General features: G+C 43.3%; 15 protein-coding genes. 11 read left to right on the forward strand and 4 right to left on the reverse strand.

The window, feature by feature from the left end; all coding sequences use genetic code 11:
• Window positions 1-173: 173 nt before the first annotated feature.
• Entirely contained in the window at window positions 174-1,145 is a 972-nt protein-coding gene (locus tag Bealeia2_RS03970) for an IS701 family transposase (protein ID WP_422388038.1), read from the reverse strand.
• 99 nt (window positions 1,146-1,244) lie between these two features.
• Between Bealeia2_RS03970 and Bealeia2_RS03975 the strand changes: the two genes are divergently transcribed.
• Together Bealeia2_RS03975 and Bealeia2_RS10530 are read left to right on the forward strand one after the other, a co-directional pair.
• Complete coding sequence (locus tag Bealeia2_RS03975; protein ID WP_331255820.1) at window positions 1,245-1,637, forward strand: hypothetical protein; 393 nt, start codon at window positions 1,245-1,247, stop codon at window positions 1,635-1,637.
• Window positions 1,627-1,875, forward strand: a complete 249-nt coding sequence (locus tag Bealeia2_RS10530) for a transposase (protein ID WP_414437828.1) — start codon at window positions 1,627-1,629, stop codon at window positions 1,873-1,875. Before Bealeia2_RS03975 ends, Bealeia2_RS10530 begins: the two co-directional genes overlap by 11 nt.
• Window positions 1,876-1,974: 99 nt before the next feature.
• Here Bealeia2_RS10530 and Bealeia2_RS03985 read toward each other — a convergent pair whose 3' ends face one another.
• Window positions 1,975-4,257 (reverse strand): tetratricopeptide repeat protein, encoded by a 2,283-nt coding sequence (locus Bealeia2_RS03985; RefSeq protein ID WP_331255821.1) that lies wholly within the window; start codon window positions 4,255-4,257, stop codon window positions 1,975-1,977.
• Between the two features lie 425 nt (window positions 4,258-4,682).
• Between Bealeia2_RS03985 and pstC the strand changes: the two genes are divergently transcribed.
• The 7 genes from pstC (at window position 4,683) to putA (ending at window position 14,388) form a co-directional block, all read left to right on the forward strand.
• On the forward strand, window positions 4,683-5,621 hold the full coding sequence (gene pstC / locus Bealeia2_RS03990; RefSeq protein ID WP_331255822.1) for a phosphate ABC transporter permease subunit PstC: 939 nt from the start codon (window positions 4,683-4,685) through the stop codon (window positions 5,619-5,621).
• Window positions 5,614-6,813: a phosphate ABC transporter permease PstA gene (pstA, locus tag Bealeia2_RS03995; RefSeq protein ID WP_331255823.1), complete on the forward strand. Its 1,200-nt coding sequence runs from the start codon at window positions 5,614-5,616 to the stop codon at window positions 6,811-6,813. Before pstC ends, pstA begins: the two co-directional genes overlap by 8 nt.
• A gap of 7 nt (window positions 6,814-6,820) precedes the next feature.
• Window positions 6,821-7,582, forward strand: a complete 762-nt coding sequence (pstB, locus tag Bealeia2_RS04000; RefSeq protein WP_331255824.1) for a phosphate ABC transporter ATP-binding protein PstB — start codon at window positions 6,821-6,823, stop codon at window positions 7,580-7,582.
• A gap of 13 nt (window positions 7,583-7,595) precedes the next feature.
• Window positions 7,596-8,276 carry a phosphate signaling complex protein PhoU gene (gene phoU / locus Bealeia2_RS04005; protein WP_331255825.1) on the forward strand — a complete coding sequence of 227 codons (681 nt, stop codon included), beginning with the start codon at window positions 7,596-7,598 and terminating at the stop codon, window positions 8,274-8,276.
• Window positions 8,273-9,532 carry a tyrosine--tRNA ligase gene (gene tyrS, locus Bealeia2_RS04010; protein ID WP_331255826.1) on the forward strand — a complete coding sequence of 420 codons (1,260 nt, stop codon included), beginning with the start codon at window positions 8,273-8,275 and terminating at the stop codon, window positions 9,530-9,532. Before phoU ends, tyrS begins: the two co-directional genes overlap by 4 nt.
• A 755-nt stretch (window positions 9,533-10,287) precedes the next feature.
• Window positions 10,288-11,283: a ribokinase gene (locus Bealeia2_RS04015; RefSeq protein WP_331255827.1), complete on the forward strand. Its 996-nt coding sequence runs from the start codon at window positions 10,288-10,290 to the stop codon at window positions 11,281-11,283.
• A 33-nt stretch (window positions 11,284-11,316) separates the two neighbouring features.
• The gene (gene putA, locus Bealeia2_RS04020) at window positions 11,317-14,388 is read left to right on the forward strand and encodes a bifunctional proline dehydrogenase/L-glutamate gamma-semialdehyde dehydrogenase PutA (RefSeq protein WP_331255828.1); all 3,072 of its coding nucleotides are present in this window, start codon (window positions 11,317-11,319) and stop codon (window positions 14,386-14,388) included.
• A gap of 66 nt (window positions 14,389-14,454) precedes the next feature.
• Here the strand turns inward: putA and Bealeia2_RS04025 are convergent, their stop codons facing one another.
• A complete protein-coding gene (locus Bealeia2_RS04025) occupies window positions 14,455-14,847 on the reverse strand; it encodes a hypothetical protein (protein ID WP_331255829.1) in 393 nt (130 codons plus the stop codon).
• Window positions 14,848-15,045: 198 nt separating this feature from the next.
• Between Bealeia2_RS04025 and Bealeia2_RS04030 the strand changes: the two genes are divergently transcribed.
• On the forward strand, window positions 15,046-15,765 hold the full coding sequence (locus Bealeia2_RS04030; RefSeq protein WP_331255830.1) for a hypothetical protein: 720 nt from the start codon (window positions 15,046-15,048) through the stop codon (window positions 15,763-15,765).
• A gap of 6 nt (window positions 15,766-15,771) precedes the next feature.
• On the opposite strand, the gene alr is transcribed toward Bealeia2_RS04030, so the two are convergent.
• Window positions 15,772-16,914 (reverse strand): alanine racemase, encoded by a 1,143-nt coding sequence (gene alr, locus Bealeia2_RS04035; protein ID WP_331255831.1) that lies wholly within the window; start codon window positions 16,912-16,914, stop codon window positions 15,772-15,774.
• Between the two features lie 433 nt (window positions 16,915-17,347).
• Between alr and secA the strand changes: the two genes are divergently transcribed.
• Complete coding sequence (gene secA, locus Bealeia2_RS04040; RefSeq protein ID WP_331255832.1) at window positions 17,348-20,128, forward strand: preprotein translocase subunit SecA; 2,781 nt, start codon at window positions 17,348-17,350, stop codon at window positions 20,126-20,128.
• The last annotated feature ends 56 nt before the right edge of the window (window positions 20,129-20,184 follow it).

Genomic DNA, 20,184 nt, shown 5'->3' on the forward strand with positions numbered 1-20,184 from the left:
ACATGTCCGAGTTCAGATAGAAGTGAGACAGGATTGGGAGGGATGGAGATGAGCTGAGCGCGCCCTCAAATTGCGCTGTAGCGAGGCTCATCTCCATTGCCACACCCAAACCAGGCCTCAAGAATAGGAAATGTAAACACGAGTTACGCAGTTTGCAGCAAAAGGGTGGGAATCTAAGCGAAAGACATGAGTTTTGTTATTTCTCTAGAGATATCATGCTTAATAACATCCCACTGCTGCTGATAAAAAGAGAAGCCTCCAGCAAGTCGTCTTTTAAATCTTTGAATCCAAGCCGAAATGGCAAGAAATATATGATTTCTTTGGGCTCGTCCCGTGCGAGACTGACAGCGTTCAAGACCGCATGTTTGCTTTAATTCCCGATGATAAACTTCGATTTTCCAACGCGATTTCATGACCAGTTCAATATGATCACGAGAGGGATTATCCCTATTGGTTCCGATATAATCCGTGCGACCGTTTTTGGCAACAAACCGGAAAACAGTAATCCATCCATATCCGCGTAAGTGAACTTTCAGTCCTTCATCTGGAATGTCCAGCTTTTCAAGAGTTTCTCCACGATTCACTTTCCTGTTTTTCTTCAACCCCATCACCCATGTCCAGCCTATGGATTCAATGGCCTTCAGATTATTCAAGCTCGAGTACCAAGCGTCTGCAACCACGTCATCCGGATTTATCCCTCTGTCTTGAGCCAGCTTTAACATTTCCCTGAAATGGTCATTCTTGCTTTTGCCATCGCTGGCTTTATCATAAATACGATAATCAACAGGAATAGAGTCATGACTCCTCAGGCCATGCCATACCAAATTGACAAGACCTATCCCCGCAATAACATCATGGGCATTCCCAGAATACTGATAATGCACAAGCTCTATCTTCTCGCTCCGATTTTTATCCAAAATTGTATCGTCACATACTAAAAAACAAGGTTCTTTCTTGTTAATAAGAGATTGAGTAAGATTCCACACTCCGCTCGGACGCAATGCACTAGAACTCAACCATCGATTGACGCTGTCATGCGACAATGGAATCGGTGACACCTCCGAAAGTGCCAACCCTGAATAGCGCACACTGCTGGCTTGTAAAAATGAACGATAAAGTGATTTTGTGCATTTGTGTCGAGACATCATTTCTTCTCATTTAATAAATATTCCCTCTCACCTTATCTCTTCTCTCTTCTCCTGCAAACTGCGTAACTCGTGGTAAAAAACCTATTGATAGAGGACATGATGAGGATCCACGGATTACATAAAAATATGCATAGGCTTTATGCATATGCGCGTACACAAGACTATTTGGACGTCTATCGCAAACGGTATGAAGGAGGTGTAAGGCGCTGGGAAAAGCTGAAATCTGAAAACGTTTGTGATTCCACGTGCCAAGAAATTTGCGCCATGTCCCGCGCAACGTATTACCGCCACAAGAAGATCCTGAAGGACCTTAACAAAGGGAGTGTTCCCCCTTCAAAAAGGCCACGAAATCTCAACAAACCGCGCTGGAGAGAGGCAGAACTTCAGCTTGTTTTGAGAGTGCGCCGCGAAAATCCCACCTATGGCAAAGAGAAAAGTATTTTTGATTGTGGACAATCACAAAGTCCATCATGCCAAAGTGGTCAGTGAATTTTTGAAGGAAAACAAAGAAAAAATTGAGGTATTTTTTCTGCCCTCTTACAGCCCAGATTTGAATCCGGATGAGCTTTTGAATCAAGATGTGAAAAGCAATGCCGTTGGGCGTAAACGTGCCAAATCCTTAACGGAACTCAAAAACAACATCACAAAATATCTTTTTGGCACCCAAAATTGCCCCGAAATCGTTCGCTCCTATTTCCTCAAAAAAGAAGTCACCTACGCCTCCTAACGTCATCTGTTTTATTGCCGGAGTAATATTATATCTCATTGGCTAAGCCTCTTTCTTGTTTTTCCAAGTTTAAGAAAGGCTTAGCCTACCGTATTTGCATTATTTTCCTCTTAGATTTTGTTTTTTATTGTTGTTATAATTTAAAAACATAGAAGCGTTTTTAATGCCATCGCTGGCTTTATTGTAAAGAGAAGAATTCGCTCCTACAAGTTTTTGTGCATCTTTATAATAAGTTATGGCCTCTTCGTTTTTTTTCATTGACCTTGACGCATTCCCGAGACCCATGAGAGCTTGAGCGCGAAGATTGACATCTCCGTTATCTCCAAGAATTGTGAGAGCCTTTTGGTACCAGTCAAAGTCATGTTTATGATCATTATCGGTGAATCGCGCATTCCCAAGACCAATGAGAGCTTGAGCGCGAAGATTGACGTCTCCCTCCTTCCCCAGAATTTTGAGAGCCTCTTGGTACCAGTCTGTATTAGATGTATGATGATTATCGGTGAATCGCGCATTCCCGAGACCTATGAGAGCTTGAGCGCGAAGATTGACATCTCCGTTATCTCCAAGAATTGTGAGAGCCTTTTGGTACCAGTCAAAGTCATGTTTATGATCATTATCGGTGAATCGCGCATTCCCGAGGCCAATGAGAGCTTGAGCGCGAAGATTGACATCTCCATTATTCCCAAGGGTTTTGAGAGCCTCTTGGTACCAGTCTGTATTAGATGTATGATCATTATCGGTGAATCGTTTATTCCCGAGACCAATGAGAGCTTGAGCACGAAGATTGACATCTCCATTCTTCCCAAGGATTGCGAGAGCCTCTTGGTACCAGTCTGCTCGTTCATGATGAGGATCGGTGAATCGCGCATTCCCGAGACCCATGAGAGCTTGAGCGCGAAGATTGACATCTCCATTCTTCCCCAGAATTTTGAGAGCCTCTTGGTACCAGTCTGTATTAGATGTATGATCATTATCGGTGAATCGCGCATTCCCAAGACCCATGAGAGCTTGAGCGCGAAGATTGACATCTCCCTCCTTCCCAAGGATTTTGAGAGCATCTAGATACCAGTCAAAGTCATGTTTATGATGAGGATCGGTGAATCGTGCATTCCCGAGACCAATGAGGGCTTGAGCGCGAAGATTGACATCTCCCTCCTTCCCAAGGATTTTGAGAGCCTCTTGGTACCAGTCTGCTCGTTCATGATGAGGATCGGTGAATCGCGCATTCCCGAGACCTATGATGACTTTAATTCTATCCTTTTTCGTAATATTATCATGATTAAGTGCGCGACTTAGAAGATCTGCGCCTTTCTTTTTTTGATCCAAAATGGAATAAGTAGCCCCTCCCCAAAGAAGTATTTTTGGAAAATTTCCCTTCACCTCTAAAGCTGATTGTAGATGTCGCATAACATTTTTTGTTTCATTGCGCCGAGCCGCTATTTTAGCTAATCCTAAATAAGAAAAAGCTTTTTTTTCATCCGGTATGTTTTGGCTATTAGCAAGTGTTTTAAGGATTTCTTCAGCCAACCCCCACCAATTTTGTTGATTATGGCGTAATGAGGTTGCAAGCTGATAAAAAACATCTACATCAGTAGGCTTCATTTTAGAGAGCTTTTGTCTAAGCTCCCCTACTGTGCGAATGTTATGCTCTTTAAGAAAAGAAGGAATTTTATCGAACTTAACCCCATCAAAATTCGGAAGAATTTCCTTTTCGTTTATAAAATTTCCACTTTCAGAGATATAATTTTCTAAATGTTCGTGTTTTTTATTAGGATTTTTTTTCGATTGATTTGAAGAAGATCCTAATAAAGACTGCGGTTCTACCTCATTTTTTTCCGCTTTTGAATTTAAAGGTTTGCCCCAATCTCCTTTGGGTGAGAAAGAGATTGATGAAGGAGGCGAAGGAAGAGCATTCACTTTTTTCTCTTTTACGTGTTTCTTTGAGGGAGATTTTTTTATTTCTGACGATTCAAAAAGCGTCTTCCCCTTTTCTATAGACTGAGGTTTATTATCTTTAGGAGTGAAAGGATTTGCGTTCTTATTTAAATATTTTTTTTGAGAGGGTTTATTTTGATTTGCTGAAAGAAGAAAGGATCCACCTAAATGTTGAAGAGCTTGGTTTAAGAAGTTTCCATTACTTGGAACATATAGATATGCATTGCTATTTTCATCTCCATATCCACCATAGCCATACCCATGATAGCCAGAGTTCATATCTTGAGGATAATACTCATAGAAAGCATAAGGATTATAAGGATTTTCATATTCAGCGTATGAACCTCCATAGTATTCCCTGTTATTTTGAGGGGAAGGATTGCTGAGTGGATATTTAGCTTTGTCGTCTTTCCGGGGCGCAAAATGTTTTTTTTCCTCTTCGTCCATTGCATTTGCAGAGTTTCCAAGAAGCAAAACAAGACTAATTAAAGAAGAAGATAAAAAAATATGATTTCTTAAACACAACGACCTCACAAAAAAAATAAATATATTAATAAACATATAGGTATGATTTTTTTAAATTCAATATGATTTTAAGAAAAAAATCCAAAATATTTTTAATTATTTGAAATTACACATATCTTTTTTATTGATCATTAATCAAAAGAGGATGTCAAATATTGTTTCAACCACACATCGTTCGCTCCTATTTTCTCAAAAAAGAAGTCAGGTACGCCACGGGGCACCTACGGCTAAAAAGAGAGCTTAAGCCCATGTGAGTTTGTTTTTCTGAAGTTGAATTTTCCTTGCGCCCATTTGAGATGACGTCTAAATTCACCTTAACTTTTCTCATCGGTGAAATTTAAAAAGGCATGAAAAATTTACCCCGTCATCCTCATTATGCCTTGAGAAAAACGATGGATCGTCTCACCCGCGGGCTTCTTTTTGGATGTGCAATTTCCGCCGTTATTGTGACTTTTGCAATTTTCTTCTCGATCATTTTTGAGGCACTTAAGTTTTTTCAATTTGTCTCACCCCTTGATTTTTTCTTGGGAACTCATTGGAGCCCTCAGGTCTCCTCTGTTACAGGGAATCCTTTAGGATTTGGCGCAATTCCTCTTTTTACGGGCACCTTTCTCATTACCATTATTGCCCTTGGAATTAGCGCACCTTTGGGGCTGATGTCTGCGATTTACATGTCTGAATATGCAAGTTCAAAAGCGCGCCATACGATCAAGCCTCTTCTTGAAATTTTAGCGGGAATTCCCACCGTCATTTATGGGTTTTTTGCAGCGATTATTTTGGCTCCCCATCTTCAATGTGTCGGAGAGTTTTTGCACATCCCAATTGCCTCAGAAAGCGCCATCAATGCAGGCGTTGTGATGGGCATTATGATTCTCCCTTTCTTCTCCTCACTCTGTGACGATGTCATTCATTCTGTTCCCAGAGCTCTTCGAGATAGCGCATTGGCATTGGGATCGACGTCTTCTGAAACCATTATGAAAGTCGTTATTCCGGCTGCACGTCCAGGTATTATTTCCGCGTTTTTACTCGCGATGTCCCGCGCTGTGGGGGAGACGATGATTGTGGTGATGGCAGCAGGAATGGCTGCAAAACTCACCTTAAATCCTTTTGCATCAGTCACAACAGTCACCGTTCAGATCGTGAGTTTGCTCACCGGCGATCAAGAATTCAATAGCCCTAAAACTTTAGCGGCCTTTGCATTGGGGCTTGTTTTGTTTATCATGACGTTAGCACTTAATATGATGGCTTTAAAAATTGTGAACCACTACAGGCAAAAATATGGTTAAGGCGAAATCCAAATCTCGCTTTCAAATGCGGCATTTTTATGAAAAGGGATTTCAAGCGTTGGGGCTCCTTTCCATTGGTATGGCCCTTCTTTTTTTGATTTTCTTTCTCGTTTCAATCGTCAAAGATGGTTACACTGCTTATATCCGACATGAAATTGCACTGCCCCTTTATTTTGATGGAGACGGTTTTGAAACCGAAATCGCCAAAGCCTTACGGTCTGAGTTGGGGAGCTCAACCCCTGATCTTTCATCTCATGAAATTTTGGGATTTTTAAGCCATAATGCCCCCCAAGAAATTAAAAATGAAATTGTACGGGATCCATTGGTTCATGGAAAAACGCGATACCTTTGGCTGAGAGCGTCCGATGAAGTGGATCTTTACCTCAAAGGAAAAACGTCGCGTTTGAATGAGCCCCAAATAAAAGTCCTGGAGATTCTCAAGGAGAAAGAAAATGTGCGTTCTGTTTTTAATTGGCAATTCATCTTTGGACGCGATTCTCGGGAACCAGAGCTAGCAGGCATTGGAGGTGCGTTTTTAGGATCTCTTTTTGTAATCCTCATTACACTTCTCACGTCATTTCCGTTGGGGGTGGGATCAGCCATTTATTTGGAAGAGTTTGCGCCTAAAAATCGCCTCCTTCATTGGATTGAAATCAACATTAATAATTTGGCCGCCATCCCCTCCATTATTTTTGGGCTTTTGGGATTGGTCCTTTTTATTAATATATTTCATCTCCCAAGACCTTCTGCTTTGGTGGGGGGACTGACCTTGGGCCTTATGACAATGCCCATCATTATTGTTTCAACACGAACCGCCCTTCAGACAGTTCCTCAAAATATTCGCGATGCGGCTTTGGGACTTGGGGCCTCCCATGTTCAAGCCGTGTTTCATCACGTGGTCCCCTTAGCACTTCCTGGAATCTTAACAGGAACAATTTTAGGAATTGCGCGCGCTTTAGGAGAAACGGCCCCTCTTCTCATGGTTGGCATGGTGGCTTTTATTGCAGAACCGCCTCACAGTATTTGGGATCCCGCAACCACTTTACCTGTTCAAATTTTTGCGTGGGCCAGAAGTGCAGAACCCGGATTTGTAGAAAATACATCGGGTGCGATTATGGCATTGCTTCTTCTCTTGGGAATTTTGAATGGGGGAGCTATTATCCTCCGCAAACGATTTGAGCACCATTGGTAAAAGGGTAATGATTTTAATGAAAATGGCCACGAATAATTTAAAACTGCGCTATGGTAGCAAAGAGACGCTTCACGGAATTACGCTGGGGATTCCTCAAAATCAAGTGACAGCGCTCATTGGTCCTTCCGGTTGCGGGAAAAGCTCATATTTGCGGTGTTTGAATCGAATGAATGATACGATTTCAGATGTCACCATTGAAGGACAAGTGTTGCTCGACGGTGAAGATATTTATGCACCCACCGTTGATGTGGTTGAATTAAGAACACGGGTGGGAATGGTCTTTCAAAAGCCCAATCCTTTCCCGAAATCCATTTATCAAAATATTGCCTATGGCCCTAAAATTCACGGCCTTTACCAAAACAAAACCGAACTTGATCAAATCGTTCAATTAAGTCTTGAGCGGGCCGGCCTTTGGAAAGAGGTCAAGGATCACCTTGACAATCCCGCCACATGCCTTTCCGGTGGACAACAACAGCGGCTTTGCATCGCGCGTGCGGTAGCCGTGAGTCCTGAAGTCATTTTGATGGACGAGCCGTGCTCAGCTCTTGATCCAATTGCCACCGCCAAAGTAGAAGAATTAATTGATGAATTACGGGAAAATTTCACCATTGTAATTGTGACTCATAGCTTACAACAAGCTGCCCGCGTCTCTCAACAAACCGCCTTTTTCCATATGGGAGATTTGGTCGAAGCTGGAGACACCTCCCTCATTTTCACAGCCCCCCAAGATGAACGCACCCAGGGCTATATCACTGGCCGTTATGGTTAATAAGGAGACGCTCATGTCAGAACATATCGTTAAAGCCTATGATACAGAGCTCCAAGATCTGGATGATATGATCGTGGAAATGGGCGAGGCCACTGCGCGCCAAATTCAAGACTCTATCCAGTCGGTCATAACACGGAATACAGAGCTTGCCAAAGCCGTGATTGATCTTGATCAAGGAGTCGATCAACTCGAGCGGAAAATTGATGCACTTGCAGTCAGGATTCTCGCCCTTCGTCAGCCAGTGGCTGCAGATTTAAGGCGTGTTGTAGCTGCCCTTAAAATCTCAAATCAAATTGAACGTATTGCCGATTATGCCGCCAATATGGCCAAACGTGCACTTGCACTGAATGACATTCCAGAAGTCACTCCGGTTTATGTTTTGCCGCGCATGGTCAAAATTCCACTTGAGATGATTCGAGGCGTGATAAAAGCCTACGTTGATCTTGATCTTGAAGCCGCCTATCGCATTTGGCAATTAGACGAGGAGGTAGATGAGATGTATATGAGCTATTTGAGAGAACTTCTCACTTATATGATGGAGGATCCTCGCAATATTGGCCCTTGTACACATCTTTTATTTATTGCAAAAAACATTGAGCGCATTGGTGATCAATGCACCAATATCGCCGAGTCCATTCACTACATGGTCAAAGGCACCCCTTTTGAAGAAAGCCATATCGAGTCCGCATCATGACATCATATAAATCTCCCTTCCTCCAAGAAATTAACGCCCGTGGTTTTATCAATCAAGTCACTCACCCCCATGAGCTGGATGAAGCACTTTTGAATAATAAACCCATCATTGGCTATATCGGATTTGACGCCACCGCGGACAGCCTTCATGTAGGAAGTTTCGTCCAAATTATGCTTTTGCATTGGATGCAGAAAATGGGGCACAAACCCATTGTGATTTTAGGGGGGGGGACCACAAAAATTGGCGATCCTTCCGACAAAGACGAAATGCGGAAAATGTTAGATGAAGAGTCCATCCAAAAAAACATCACTGGCATCTCTAAAATCTTCCACCGTCTTTTGAAAGTGGGGGATGGCCCTACAGATGCCGTCATTCTCAATAATGATGATTGGCTCAAAAACATCAAATATCTTGAGTTTTTGCGAGATTATGGCAAGCATTTTACCATCAATCGGATGATCTCTTTTGAACGCGTTAAAGCTCGACTTGAAAAAGAACTGCCGCTCACATTTTTAGAATTTAACTACATGTTGATTCAAGCCTACGATTTTCTAGAGCTCAACCAAAAATACAATTGTCGCCTTCAAATGGGAGGTGCGGATCAATGGGGGAATATTGTCTCTAGTGTGGATCTTGTGCGCCGTTTGGGGCAATCTGAAGGATTCGGCCTGACTACGCCTCTTATTACCACCTCAAGCGGTGCCAAAATGGGGAAGACCGCGCAAGGGGCTGTGTGGCTTAATTCTGATAAGCTTTCGGCTTTTGACTTTTGGCAATTCTGGCGCAATACGGAAGATGCAGATGTGGGCCGATTCCTGCGCCTTTTTACAACCCTTCCACTGGAGGAGATCGCACGTTTGGAAAAACGTGAAGGCGCTGAAATTAATGAATCCAAAAAAATGCTTGCCGATGAAACAACGCGCCTTGTTCATGGGGACGAAGCGGTACTGGAGGCACGCAAAACCGCGCACGATCTTTTCGAATCTCAAGGTTCACTGGATCACGCCCAATTGCCTCATATTGAGATCTCTTTATCACAGATTACGTCTGGATTCTTGCTCATTGATGCCTTCCGTGAGTTGGGCCTGGCAACCAGTAATGGTGAGGCACGCCGCCTTATTCGAGGTGGTGGAGCTCGTTTGAACGATTCTGTTCTAAGTGATGAAAATCAAAAACTCGCCCCCTCCGATTTTGAAGAAGGGCTTGCTAAACTCTCTGCCGGAAAAAAACGACACGGTGTTGTGCGGCGGATTTAGATTTTCACACAGAGACGATTTTACTCACCTTCGTGGTGTGCATTACGTACAGGAAGCTTTCCTGCCTTTACGCCTTGAGAGCCTGAATTTGAAGTGCTGCTGCAATTAGCATTAGAGTACTGGCATTGAGCACACCCCTTATCAAAACCGTAGTTATATGCGCAGCCCAATGGGCAACCGTCACTGGTATCAAGGCAGCCAGCGCTCAATCCCTGCGTTAAAATACAGAAAAAGGAGGTAATCATAAGAAATTTTAACATGTGGGTCCCCTGTTCTAAAATGAAGTGCAACACGGTAAAGTGTATTTTGGAAACAAAGACACAGAACGAAGCTGCAAATGAAAAAATATCACAACATGACCCAAGACGAAAGGGTGAAAATAAGCGTGTAGGAGTTCATAACAAATGAGGGTGGTGTAAGCGATTTTTGTGGATATTAACAAACGCCGGAGAATTGGATTTCCCTTAAGTTACGCTAAGAAACAATTACGAAAAAAGAGGTTGTGTAATCCGGATCCATTGTGCGGAGGAGAAATGAATTTTGCAGAATCCAACTTCAATTGCAGGACTTTCTAGGGCCTCAGTTGATCTTCCAGAATGATAAAAGTGGAGAGTTATAGAATTATCAATGAATCCCAACACACTAATCTTATGCGACAGTATAATCCAAATAAAATCAGGGTGAGAATTTCCATTGCATGAGTTTTTATGCCGTCATTGCAGAGCTTGGTAATCAACACCTTAAAATGATATTTTTTGCAAATACGATTGATTAATTTTACCGATCAGAATATAGACAGAGAAATTGAACTTAAATCCGGATTGAATATGATCGTTGTTTTTGGATCGCTCAATATCGATATGGTCATGTCAGTCAAGACAATGCCACGACCTGGGGACACGGTTTTGTGCCCCTCTTATAAGCTGGTGCCTGGTGGTAAGGGGGCCAATCAAGCGGTTGCAGCCGCTCGTGCTGGGGCGGAAGTTAAATTCTTTGGCAAAGTCGGTAATGACGAGCTGGGGAAAATTGCCGTCAAATCCTTGGAAGACAACGGCGTCGATCTGACAGGGCTTTCCAAATGTGATGTTGCAACTGGATGCGCCATGGTGTGCGTGGATGCTGGTGGTGAGAATATGATTGCAGTTGCAAGTGGAGCTAATGCTCTTGCGAATCAATCTGAGATTCCCGATTTTCTTTTGTCAAAAGATCATACCGTTGTGATGCAACTTGAAACTCCTTTGGATCAAAATTGGGATTTAATTGAGCGTGCGAAAAAAATTGGGGCGAGGACTATTTTAAATCTGGCGCCTGCACACGGTATTCCTGTGACGATTCTCGAATCCATTGATGTTTTGGTTTTGAACCAAATTGAAGCCACAACTTTGGCCCTGCATTTAGGATTCGATGTGATTTCACCCTCCGTTGCTGCCCGTAGGATTTCAACTAACTTTGGGATTACCTGCATTGTGACTTTGGGTGCTGAAGGTGCTATTGCATGCTCTCCCGATGGCGTGTGGCAAGTTCAAGCTATGCCCATTCAAGCCATTGATACAACCGCAGCTGGAGATGCTTTTGTTGGCGTTTTGGCAGCAAGTCTTGATTCCGGGATGGCTTTGCCAGAGGCTTTAAGTCGTGCGTCTGTGGCCAGCGGTCTGGTGTGTACACAATCTGGTGCACAATCGAGTCTACCTCTTTCTAATTTAATAGACCAAGCCATCATTGACCTTCCCATGCCTTTGCAAATTGCATAGAATCCAGGCCTAGATTATTAGGTAAGGATACAGATGACATTGCGATTTGGATTGCCGGAATTTCAGAATGACCCTCTTTTTGAACGCCTTCAGGGAACATACCGTGCACCTGAGGAGAAAATTGTTGCGGAATTTCTTGAGACTTTAAATCCCTTTTATACGAGTGAAAAAGATCAGATTCGTGTGCGTGCCGGAAAATGGGTTGAGGCGGTGCGGACTCACAAATTGTCCTCTTTGAATGTGCAATCCATGCTTCAGGTTTACCCACTCTCGTCTGAGCGAGGGCGGTCGATTATGTCGTTGGCCGAAGCGCTTCTACGAATTCCAGATTCTTATACAGCAGGTCTTTTGATTCGTGATAAAATTTCGGAGCTCAATTGGAGCGCAACAGAAGCGCAAGTTCCTATTCAATTGGCGGGGTGGGGGCTTGAGTTTTTAAGAAAATTCATCCTTGAGAAAGAGTCAAAACTTCTCAATCGTCTTTCTGATCCTTTTATTTTAAGGGTCTTTAAAATCGGAATGCAGCAAGTGGCTAATCAATTTATTTTGGGAACCACGATTGAAAAGGCTATCAAGCGCGCAGAACCCAGCGCTTTGCGTCGTTATTCTTACGATATGTTGGGGGAGGGGGCGCGTACGTGGGAGATGGCGCATCGCTACAAGGGCGCGTATCTTCATGCCATTGAAACGCTCAAGTCAGCAGATCATTTAGAAGCACAAAGTATTTCCGTCAAACTTTCAGCACTTCATCCAAAATATTTCGTGGGACATGCGGAAGACGTTCTCAAGAATCTGGTGCCGACCCTGATTGAAATTGCAGAGGCCGCAAGGTCAGCCAGGCTTGCCATGACGATTGATGCCGAGGAAGTGGCGCGTTTAGAGCTTTCCCTTGAAGTCATGGATCGTGTGATGAACTCCGAATCGTTGAAGGCTTGGAATGGTTTTGGATTGGCCGTTCAGGCGTATCAAAAGCGAATGCTCCCCACTCTCGATTGGCTTTGTGAGAAGGCGCAATCCTATAAAATGCCTTTGAATGTGCGCCTTGTGAAAGGGGCTTATTGGGACACAGAGATTAAACTGGATCAAGTGGCAGGACTTTCCGATTACGCGCTTTTCACGAAAAAATCAGCCACAGATATTTCTTATTTGCGGGGCGCACAGCGTATTTTTGAAGGGGAAGGGCATTTACGACCTCAATTTGCAACACACAATGCTTTTACAATTTCAAGCGTTATTGCGATGGCAAAAGGCCGCAGAGATTATGAATTTCAGCGTCTTCAAGGCATGGGAGAACCACTTTATCAGGCGGTGCAAAAGGACTATGAGATTCCTTGTCGAATTTATGCGCCCGTGGGGGAGCATCAAGATTTGCTTGCTTATTTGGTGCGGCGACTTTTGGAAAATGGGGCGAATTCGTCGTTTGTGAATAAAATTTATGATGCAGATTTGGCGATTTCTTCAGCGCTTGATGATCCCTTTCAAAAGTTTGAAAAAACGCAGCCTTCCCGAAATCACAATATTCCTCTGCCTTCCCATATGTATGGGGATTCCCGGCGCAATTCGAAAGGTTTTGATATGCAAGATATTTCTGGACTCCGAACATTGGAAAGCGAAATTCAAAAAGTGAGTCTTGAGAAAATATCCGTTAATTCTAGGCATTCCCAGGGAGAGAGGCGCGAAATTATCAATCCTGGAGATTCCAAGCACGTTGTGGGAGGGATTCAGGAATGCACCCTTGAAGATCTGGAGAATGCCTTGGAATTGGCGCATCAGAATTGGGAATCTTGGGAAATGACACCCGCTTCTAAACGGGCAGAAATTTTGGAGAAGGCGTCTCAACTTTTTGAAAAGAACGCCCCACGTCTTTTGGGGCTTTTGCAATGTGAGGGTGGAAAAACTTTAGCGGATGCCATAAGCGAACTTCGCGAAGCGGTAGATTTTTGCAGGTATTATGCGAACCAAGCGATTCTTGATTTTGAAAATCCAACGCGCCTTCCAGGACCTACGGGTGAAGTGAATACGATTTCTTTAAGAGGTCGAGGGGTTTTTGCCTGTATCAGTCCGTGGAACTTTCCCTTGGCGATTTTTATAGGCCAAGTTACGGCAGCGCTTGCTTCTGGAAATGCGGTTATTGCAAAGCCAGCCTCCCAAACACCCTTAATTGCGGCGATTGCAATTGAACTCTTGCATGAAGCGGGGGTGCCTCAAAACATTCTTCATTTCTTGCCTGGAAAAGCCAGCCTCATTGGAAATATGCTTGTGTCTGATTCCCGTATCAGCGGGGTTGTTTTTACAGGCTCCACAAAAACAGCAAAGCACATAAATGCTCAGTTGGCAAATCGGAATGGTCCCTTGGTGCCACTGATTGCCGAGACAGGGGGCCTCAATGCGATGATCGTGGATTCTTCTGCCTTGCCAGAGCAGGTGGTTGATAGTGTCATAATTTCTGCCTTTCAAAGTGCGGGGCAACGTTGTTCGGCTTTGCGGATACTCTATCTTCAGGAAGACATTTACGACACCGTCATGCCAATGCTAATTGCGGCCATGAAAGAGCTCAAAGTTGGGAATCCCTCCCGTCTTGAGAGTGATTTGGGGCCGGTTATCGATAAAGCGACATGTGATGAAATTGAGGAGTATTTAACCCAAAATTCGAAACGTATTATAGCGCGGGGGAGCGTCCCCTCAGATCTTCAAGGGAGTTATATCGCGCCTGCTATTGTGAAACTTTCAGGAATTGAAGAATTGGAAAAAGAAGTTTTTGGACCTGTCCTTCATGTGGCCAAATTCAAAGCGCGTGAATTGGATCAGGTAATCTCACAAATCAATGAAAAAGGATATGGTCTGACCATGGGGGTTATGAGCCGGATTGAATCCACAATCTCCCATATTCAAAAGCACGCTCATGTTGGGAATCTCTATATTAATCGCTCGATGATTGGCGCTGTTGTGGGTGTGCAGCCTTTTGGTGGCGAAGGTCTTTCTGGAACTGGGCCCAAAGCAGGTGGTCCTTTCTATCTTCACCGATTTGCTGTGGAGCGGACTTTTACAGATAACATCACCGCTATGGGAGGTAACCCCGAACTCCTGACCTTAGGAGAGGGTTGAATTACTTAATGAAAAAGTTTGAGTTAAGAAGGTTTTTCATGAGGTGGCCCTGTAAGGGAGAGATGTTCATTTCTTTTTCACATTGAGGCGATGTTGCTCTAAAATAGCGACGTCAGGGGCGTTGTAAACTTTATGGAGTCTGTCGCACTCACGGTCATTCCTGTTTGCAAATGAGGCGAGGTAGCTTTTGATATCGTGATCTATAACCTCACATTCATCTTCGTATTTCTTTTTCTCGCAAAGAGTTTTTCGTGTGTCCATCAACTTTTCAAGGCCACTTTTATTGCAACGTGCTCCAAGAGGGGACGTGAAAAGGAAAGCGGATAGAAGAATTAAAAGAAAAAACTTTTCAACGCTTGGATCCTCCATCTTTCCGGGATGACATAAAAGGGCAATTTTACGATTCATCGATAATGCAAAATTTTCACAAATCTCCAACACAGATAAATTATTTTTCATGAATTTCACCCCTATTTTTAATAATTTATTAATTAATTTTTTTTACAATAACATAAGATGAGACTTCTGTAAAATATGGAAACTCTCTTCAAAGGATGAATAGGGGTAAGGTATTTTGAAAAAGTGCAGCTTTCCTGTAAGGTCCTCAATTGACTTATGTATTTAATTTTAAGCTCATTAATAAAAGGGAGATAAAAAATGAAAAAATTATTGACACTTTCAGCGTTGCTTTTGGCCAGCGCCAATCTAAGCGCACAAGCAAAGCCTTTAGATTTAGCCGAAACAAGCAAAAATCTTAAAGTGGCAGCTTTAGGCTTGGCGCAAAAGCAATCAGAGCTTGAGAAAGCTCTAAATGATATGATTGCTTCTATTGAGGCAAATTCACAGGCATTTGAAGGAGGAATTAATGCTTACACGGGTATTTTAGATGCCTTGGCGATGGATAATAAAAATAACGGAGACGTTTTGAAACAGATTAACGCTGTTAAATCACAGCTTAACCTTATGAAGGGTAATATTAATGATTTGAAAGGACTTGCTCCTACTTTTAAAGCAGTTCTTGCGCCAACAAATACAGCCCAATCGACTATTTCCAATCTAACATCTGCATTCATTGGAATAGATTCAAGCGTTGTTAATATTGAAAATCAAACTCCTCCTTATTTATGCAAAAACTACAAAGGAGCTATTGTAACAGGGTGGATTCAGACTGGTAACGTTCGAAATACTTGGAATCTTGTTGATAAAAACGGTAAGTATTATTTAATCAGTCCTAATGTAGGCCTTATTGGCAAAGGGACGGAATATGTTGTGAGCCGCACTGTAAAGGGGTGGATAGATTCAGGAATGTTAGGAAGTGATGGTAAGACCATTGTTTGTATGAATGCGCCAACTCCCCCACTACCCCCTAAAAAATAAAAGCTCTTAATTCTCATACATCCGATAGAGCCTCGATCCCAAATGGATCGAGAGCTCGCGGGAAATGGTGTTGATTGAGAGGGCAAGATCATCCAAAGTTTGATGCTCATTCACAAGTTGGACCCAAGATCCGGGATAACACAAAGATTCCGGCACATCACTCACATCCACAACGGAATAATCCATGGAAATACGGCCCAAAATGGGAGCTTTGAAATCTCCAATAAAGACGTGACCCTGATTGCTGAGATCACGGCTAAGACCATCGGCAAATCCAATACCTAAGGTGGCCAATCGGGAATGGCGTTTAGTTTTAAAAGTGGCGCCATAGCCTACGGTTTCACCCTTAGGCACACTGCGGACTTGGATAATTTTTCCCCATAATGTGAGAACATTTTGAAACGGATTGGGACCTTCCAAGGATTGAGGATGCATTCCAAAAAAACCAAGTCCTGGACGGATGATGTCGTAATGATATTCGGGATTTAAAAAAAGGCCACCTGTATCCGAAAGGCTTTTTTGAAGGCGTTGAAAATGAGGAATGACCTTTTGGAAGGCTGCGAGTTGTTGTGCATTCATTGGGTGCCCTGGAATCTGGGAGCAGGCCAGATGGCTCATTACCATCTCAAGGGAAAGCCCTTCAAAACATCGCGCATTCGGAATGTCTTTCATCTCAAAACCCAAACGATGCATTCCCGTATCAATATGAAGGGCGCATTGCAGGGGTCGATTCTCCAGATGGCCGGCCGTTTTCCAAAGCTCATACATACCCGCATGATTCAAAACGGGTGTGAGATTGTGTTGGATAAGTTCATTTTCTGTTCCGGGAAGAACTCCCGTCAAAATATAGATTTTCTCATTTTGAAGGGTTTTTCGAAGGGCAATGCCTTCATCCAAATGAGCCACAAAAAAAGTCTTGCATCCCGCATCCCGAAGAGCTTTTCCTACAGGAGAGGCCCCAAATCCATAACCGTCGGCCTTGAGGACCGCTGAAATTTCTGCATGGGGCGCCAGATCTTTCATAAGCTGATAATTTTTGACAATCGTTTTAAGATTAATCTCAAGGCACCCCATTTCTGTGGCGGGAATAACCGCCTTGGGTGAGAGAGAAAAGTTCTGATTTAAAAGGGGTTTTGATAAGGGGCGCACCGAAGGCTCATCCAATAAAAAAGTCACACAACTGTGTAGCAATATCTGTGCGAAATGACAATTGAGAAAACCAGAATCACCCCATGAAAAAGTTTGTGTCAAGAAGCTATTAATTTATTTATTAAAACCAAAGAGCTGCGTCATCTTGAGAGAGCGATTTGTGACAGCAAGAAAGTCATTTCTCAGGATCTTTTCGTTGCTGCGCCATTTTTAAGGGGGGGGCCTGAAATAAAATTTAACATGACGATTTGGGGAGGACTGTTTTCTGTTTTTAATGAGGTTCCCCTGCGATTGAGGAGTTGCCTTAAAATCTAGATTGTGTCTCTTAATATGAGGTCATTGTATCTTTTCTCTTGATGCCCTCTGGTCATTTAAGGGAAGTTTGGTGTAAGGTAAGGCTAATTTTATTAATGACAAAGGAAAATGGACCTCCATGTTTTTATCTCTTTTTCAAAAGCTGTTTGGATCTGCGAATGATCGGCTTATCAAAAGCCTGGATAAATATGTTCATGCGATCAATGCGCTTGAACCCAGTTTAGAAAAACTCAGTGATGCCGAACTTCAGGGGCGGACCGATTGGCTTAAGGGACGTCTTGAAAAAGGGGAGAGCCTTGATGATATTTTGGTTGATGCTTTTGCAACTGTCCGTGAGGCCTCAAAGCGTGTGCTGGGTATGCGTCACTTCGATGTTCAGCTCAAAGGCGGTATTATTCTTCATCGCGGTATGATTTCGGAAATGAAAACGGGTGAAGGTAAAACTTTGGTGGGAACGCTTCCTGTTTACCTCAATGCGCTTTCCGGAAAAGGCGTTCACGTTGTGACCGTAAACGATTACTTGGCCAAACGCGACTCGGCGTGGATGGGCAAGATCTATGAATTTTTAGGACTTAGTGTTAATTGTATTGTTCATGAACTTGATGATTTGCAACGGCAAATTGCCTATCGCGCTGATGTCACTTATGGCACAAACAACGAACTCGGTTTTGATTATCTTCGCGATAACATGAAATTCCGTTTAGAAGAGATGGTCCAACGTCCCTTCAATTATGCCATTGTGGATGAAGTTGACAGTATTTTGATTGATGAAGCCCGGACGCCTTTAATTATCTCAGGTCCTGCTGAGGATTCTTCTGAGCTTTATGTTCAAATTAATAAAATCCTTCCCCTCCTTGTGCCTGAAGATTATGAGAAAGACGAAAAAGCACGTGCGGTTACATTGACAGAGCAAGGTAATGTGCACATTGAAAACCTTTTACGTGAACACGGGATTATTCAAGGCGATAATCTTTATGACATTCAAAATGTTTCGGCTGTGCATCATGTGAATCAGGGCTTAAAAGCGCATATTTTATTTACCCGCGATGTCGATTACATCGTCAAAGACGACAAGGTCATCATTATTGATGAATTCACGGGTCGTATGATGGAGGGACGCCGCTATTCTGAAGGTCTCCACCAAGCTTTGGAAGCCAAAGAAGGGGTGACCATTCAACAAGAAAATCAGACATTGGCCTCAATTACCTTCCAAAATTATTTCCGACTTTACCCAAAGTTGGCGGGTATGACCGGAACGGCCATGACGGAGGCCTCAGAGCTTTCTGACATTTATAAATTGGACGTTGTTGAAGTTCCCACGAACAAGCGCGTTCAACGTAAAGATATGGACGATGAAGTTTATCGTACGGCGCGCGAAAAATACGATGCCATTATTAAGCTCATCAAAGAATGTCAGGATCGTCAACAGCCGGTTTTGGTTGGGACGGTTAGCATTGAAAAGTCTGAATATATCTCAGGACTTTTGAAAGCTGCAGGCGTTCCTCATAGTGTTTTGAATGCGCGCTATCACGAGCAAGAAGCTATCATTATCGCAGAAGCAGGGGTTCCTGGAACTGTCACGATTGCGACCAACATGGCGGGTCGTGGTACCGATATTAAATTGGGTGGTAACTTAGAAATGCGGATTGCTCAAGAAGTTGAGCAGATACAAGACGAAACCGAAGCCACTGCAAAAATCAAACAAATTGAAGCGCAAATTGCAGAGCGGGCAGAAATTGCTAAAAAGGCCGGCGGCCTTTTTGTGATTGGAACTGAGCGTCATGAAAGTCGCCGAATTGATAACCAACTGCGGGGACGTACTGGTCGTCAAGGAGACCCAGGGGCTTCTAAATTCTTCCTATCTCTGGAAGATGATTTGATGCGCATTTTTGGATCCGAACGTCTCGAGTCTTGGCTTACAAAGCTCGGCATGGAAGAGGGTGAGGCGATTATTCACCCTTGGATCAACAAGGCTCTTGAAAAAGCTCAGCAAAAAGTCGAAGCGCGAAACTATGATATTCGAAAACAATTACTCAAATATGACGATGTCATGAACGATCAACGTAAGGCCATTTACGAACAACGTCGTGAAATTATGAGTCAAGACAATGTGAGTGATTTCATCTTGGATATGCGGGATGAAGTTGTCCATACGATTGTCTCGCGCTTCATTCCAGAGCATGCCTATGCCGACAAATGGGAAGTAGATGCACTGCATGAAGAATGCTTGCGTATCTTTGGACTTGATCTCCCGATTAAAGCCTGGGCTGAAGAAGAAGGTATTGCGGACGCTGAAATCCTTTCGCGCCTTCAAGAGGCCATTAATAAGCTTATGAGCGAAAAAGAAGAACGTTATGGCGAAATGCTAATGCGTATGGCCGAGAAAAATCTCCTTTTGCGGATTTTAGATCAGGTGTGGAAAGATCATCTCTTAATGTTGGATCATTTGCGTCAAGGCATTAATTTACGTGCTTATGCCCAACGTGATCCTTTAAACGAATACAAAAGCGAAGCTTTTGAAATGTTCAACGATATGCTTTACCGCCTTAGAGAAAATGTGACGGGAGTTCTGTCCCATCTTCAAATGGGAGGTCCTGCTGAAGAAGTGGAAGAGCAAGTTGAACATTTGTTGGATGATCACAGCAATGACCAGCATATCGAGCTTCATTACGCACAAGATCCTTTCGATCCCGGGCTTGAGCCTGAAATTGAACAGGCCCCTAAAAAAGGTCGCAAAAAGGCAGCAACTCCCAAAGAAACAGCGCCAAAAAAATCTTCTCGAAAGAAAACTACAGAAGTTACAAGAGATGTAGAAGATTGGTCAGAAACGCCCCGCAATGCGCCTTGCCCCTGTGGATCAGGCCTGCGTTATAAACAATGTCACGGAAAAGTGGAGTAGGGGGGGCGTTATTGCGAGGCTTCAAGTCCCTACGTGTGGCGTGACCTCTTATTTTT

The organism is Candidatus Bealeia paramacronuclearis, assembly GCF_035607555.1.
Taxonomy (GTDB): Bacteria; Pseudomonadota; Alphaproteobacteria; order UBA9655; family UBA9655; genus Bealeia; species Bealeia paramacronuclearis.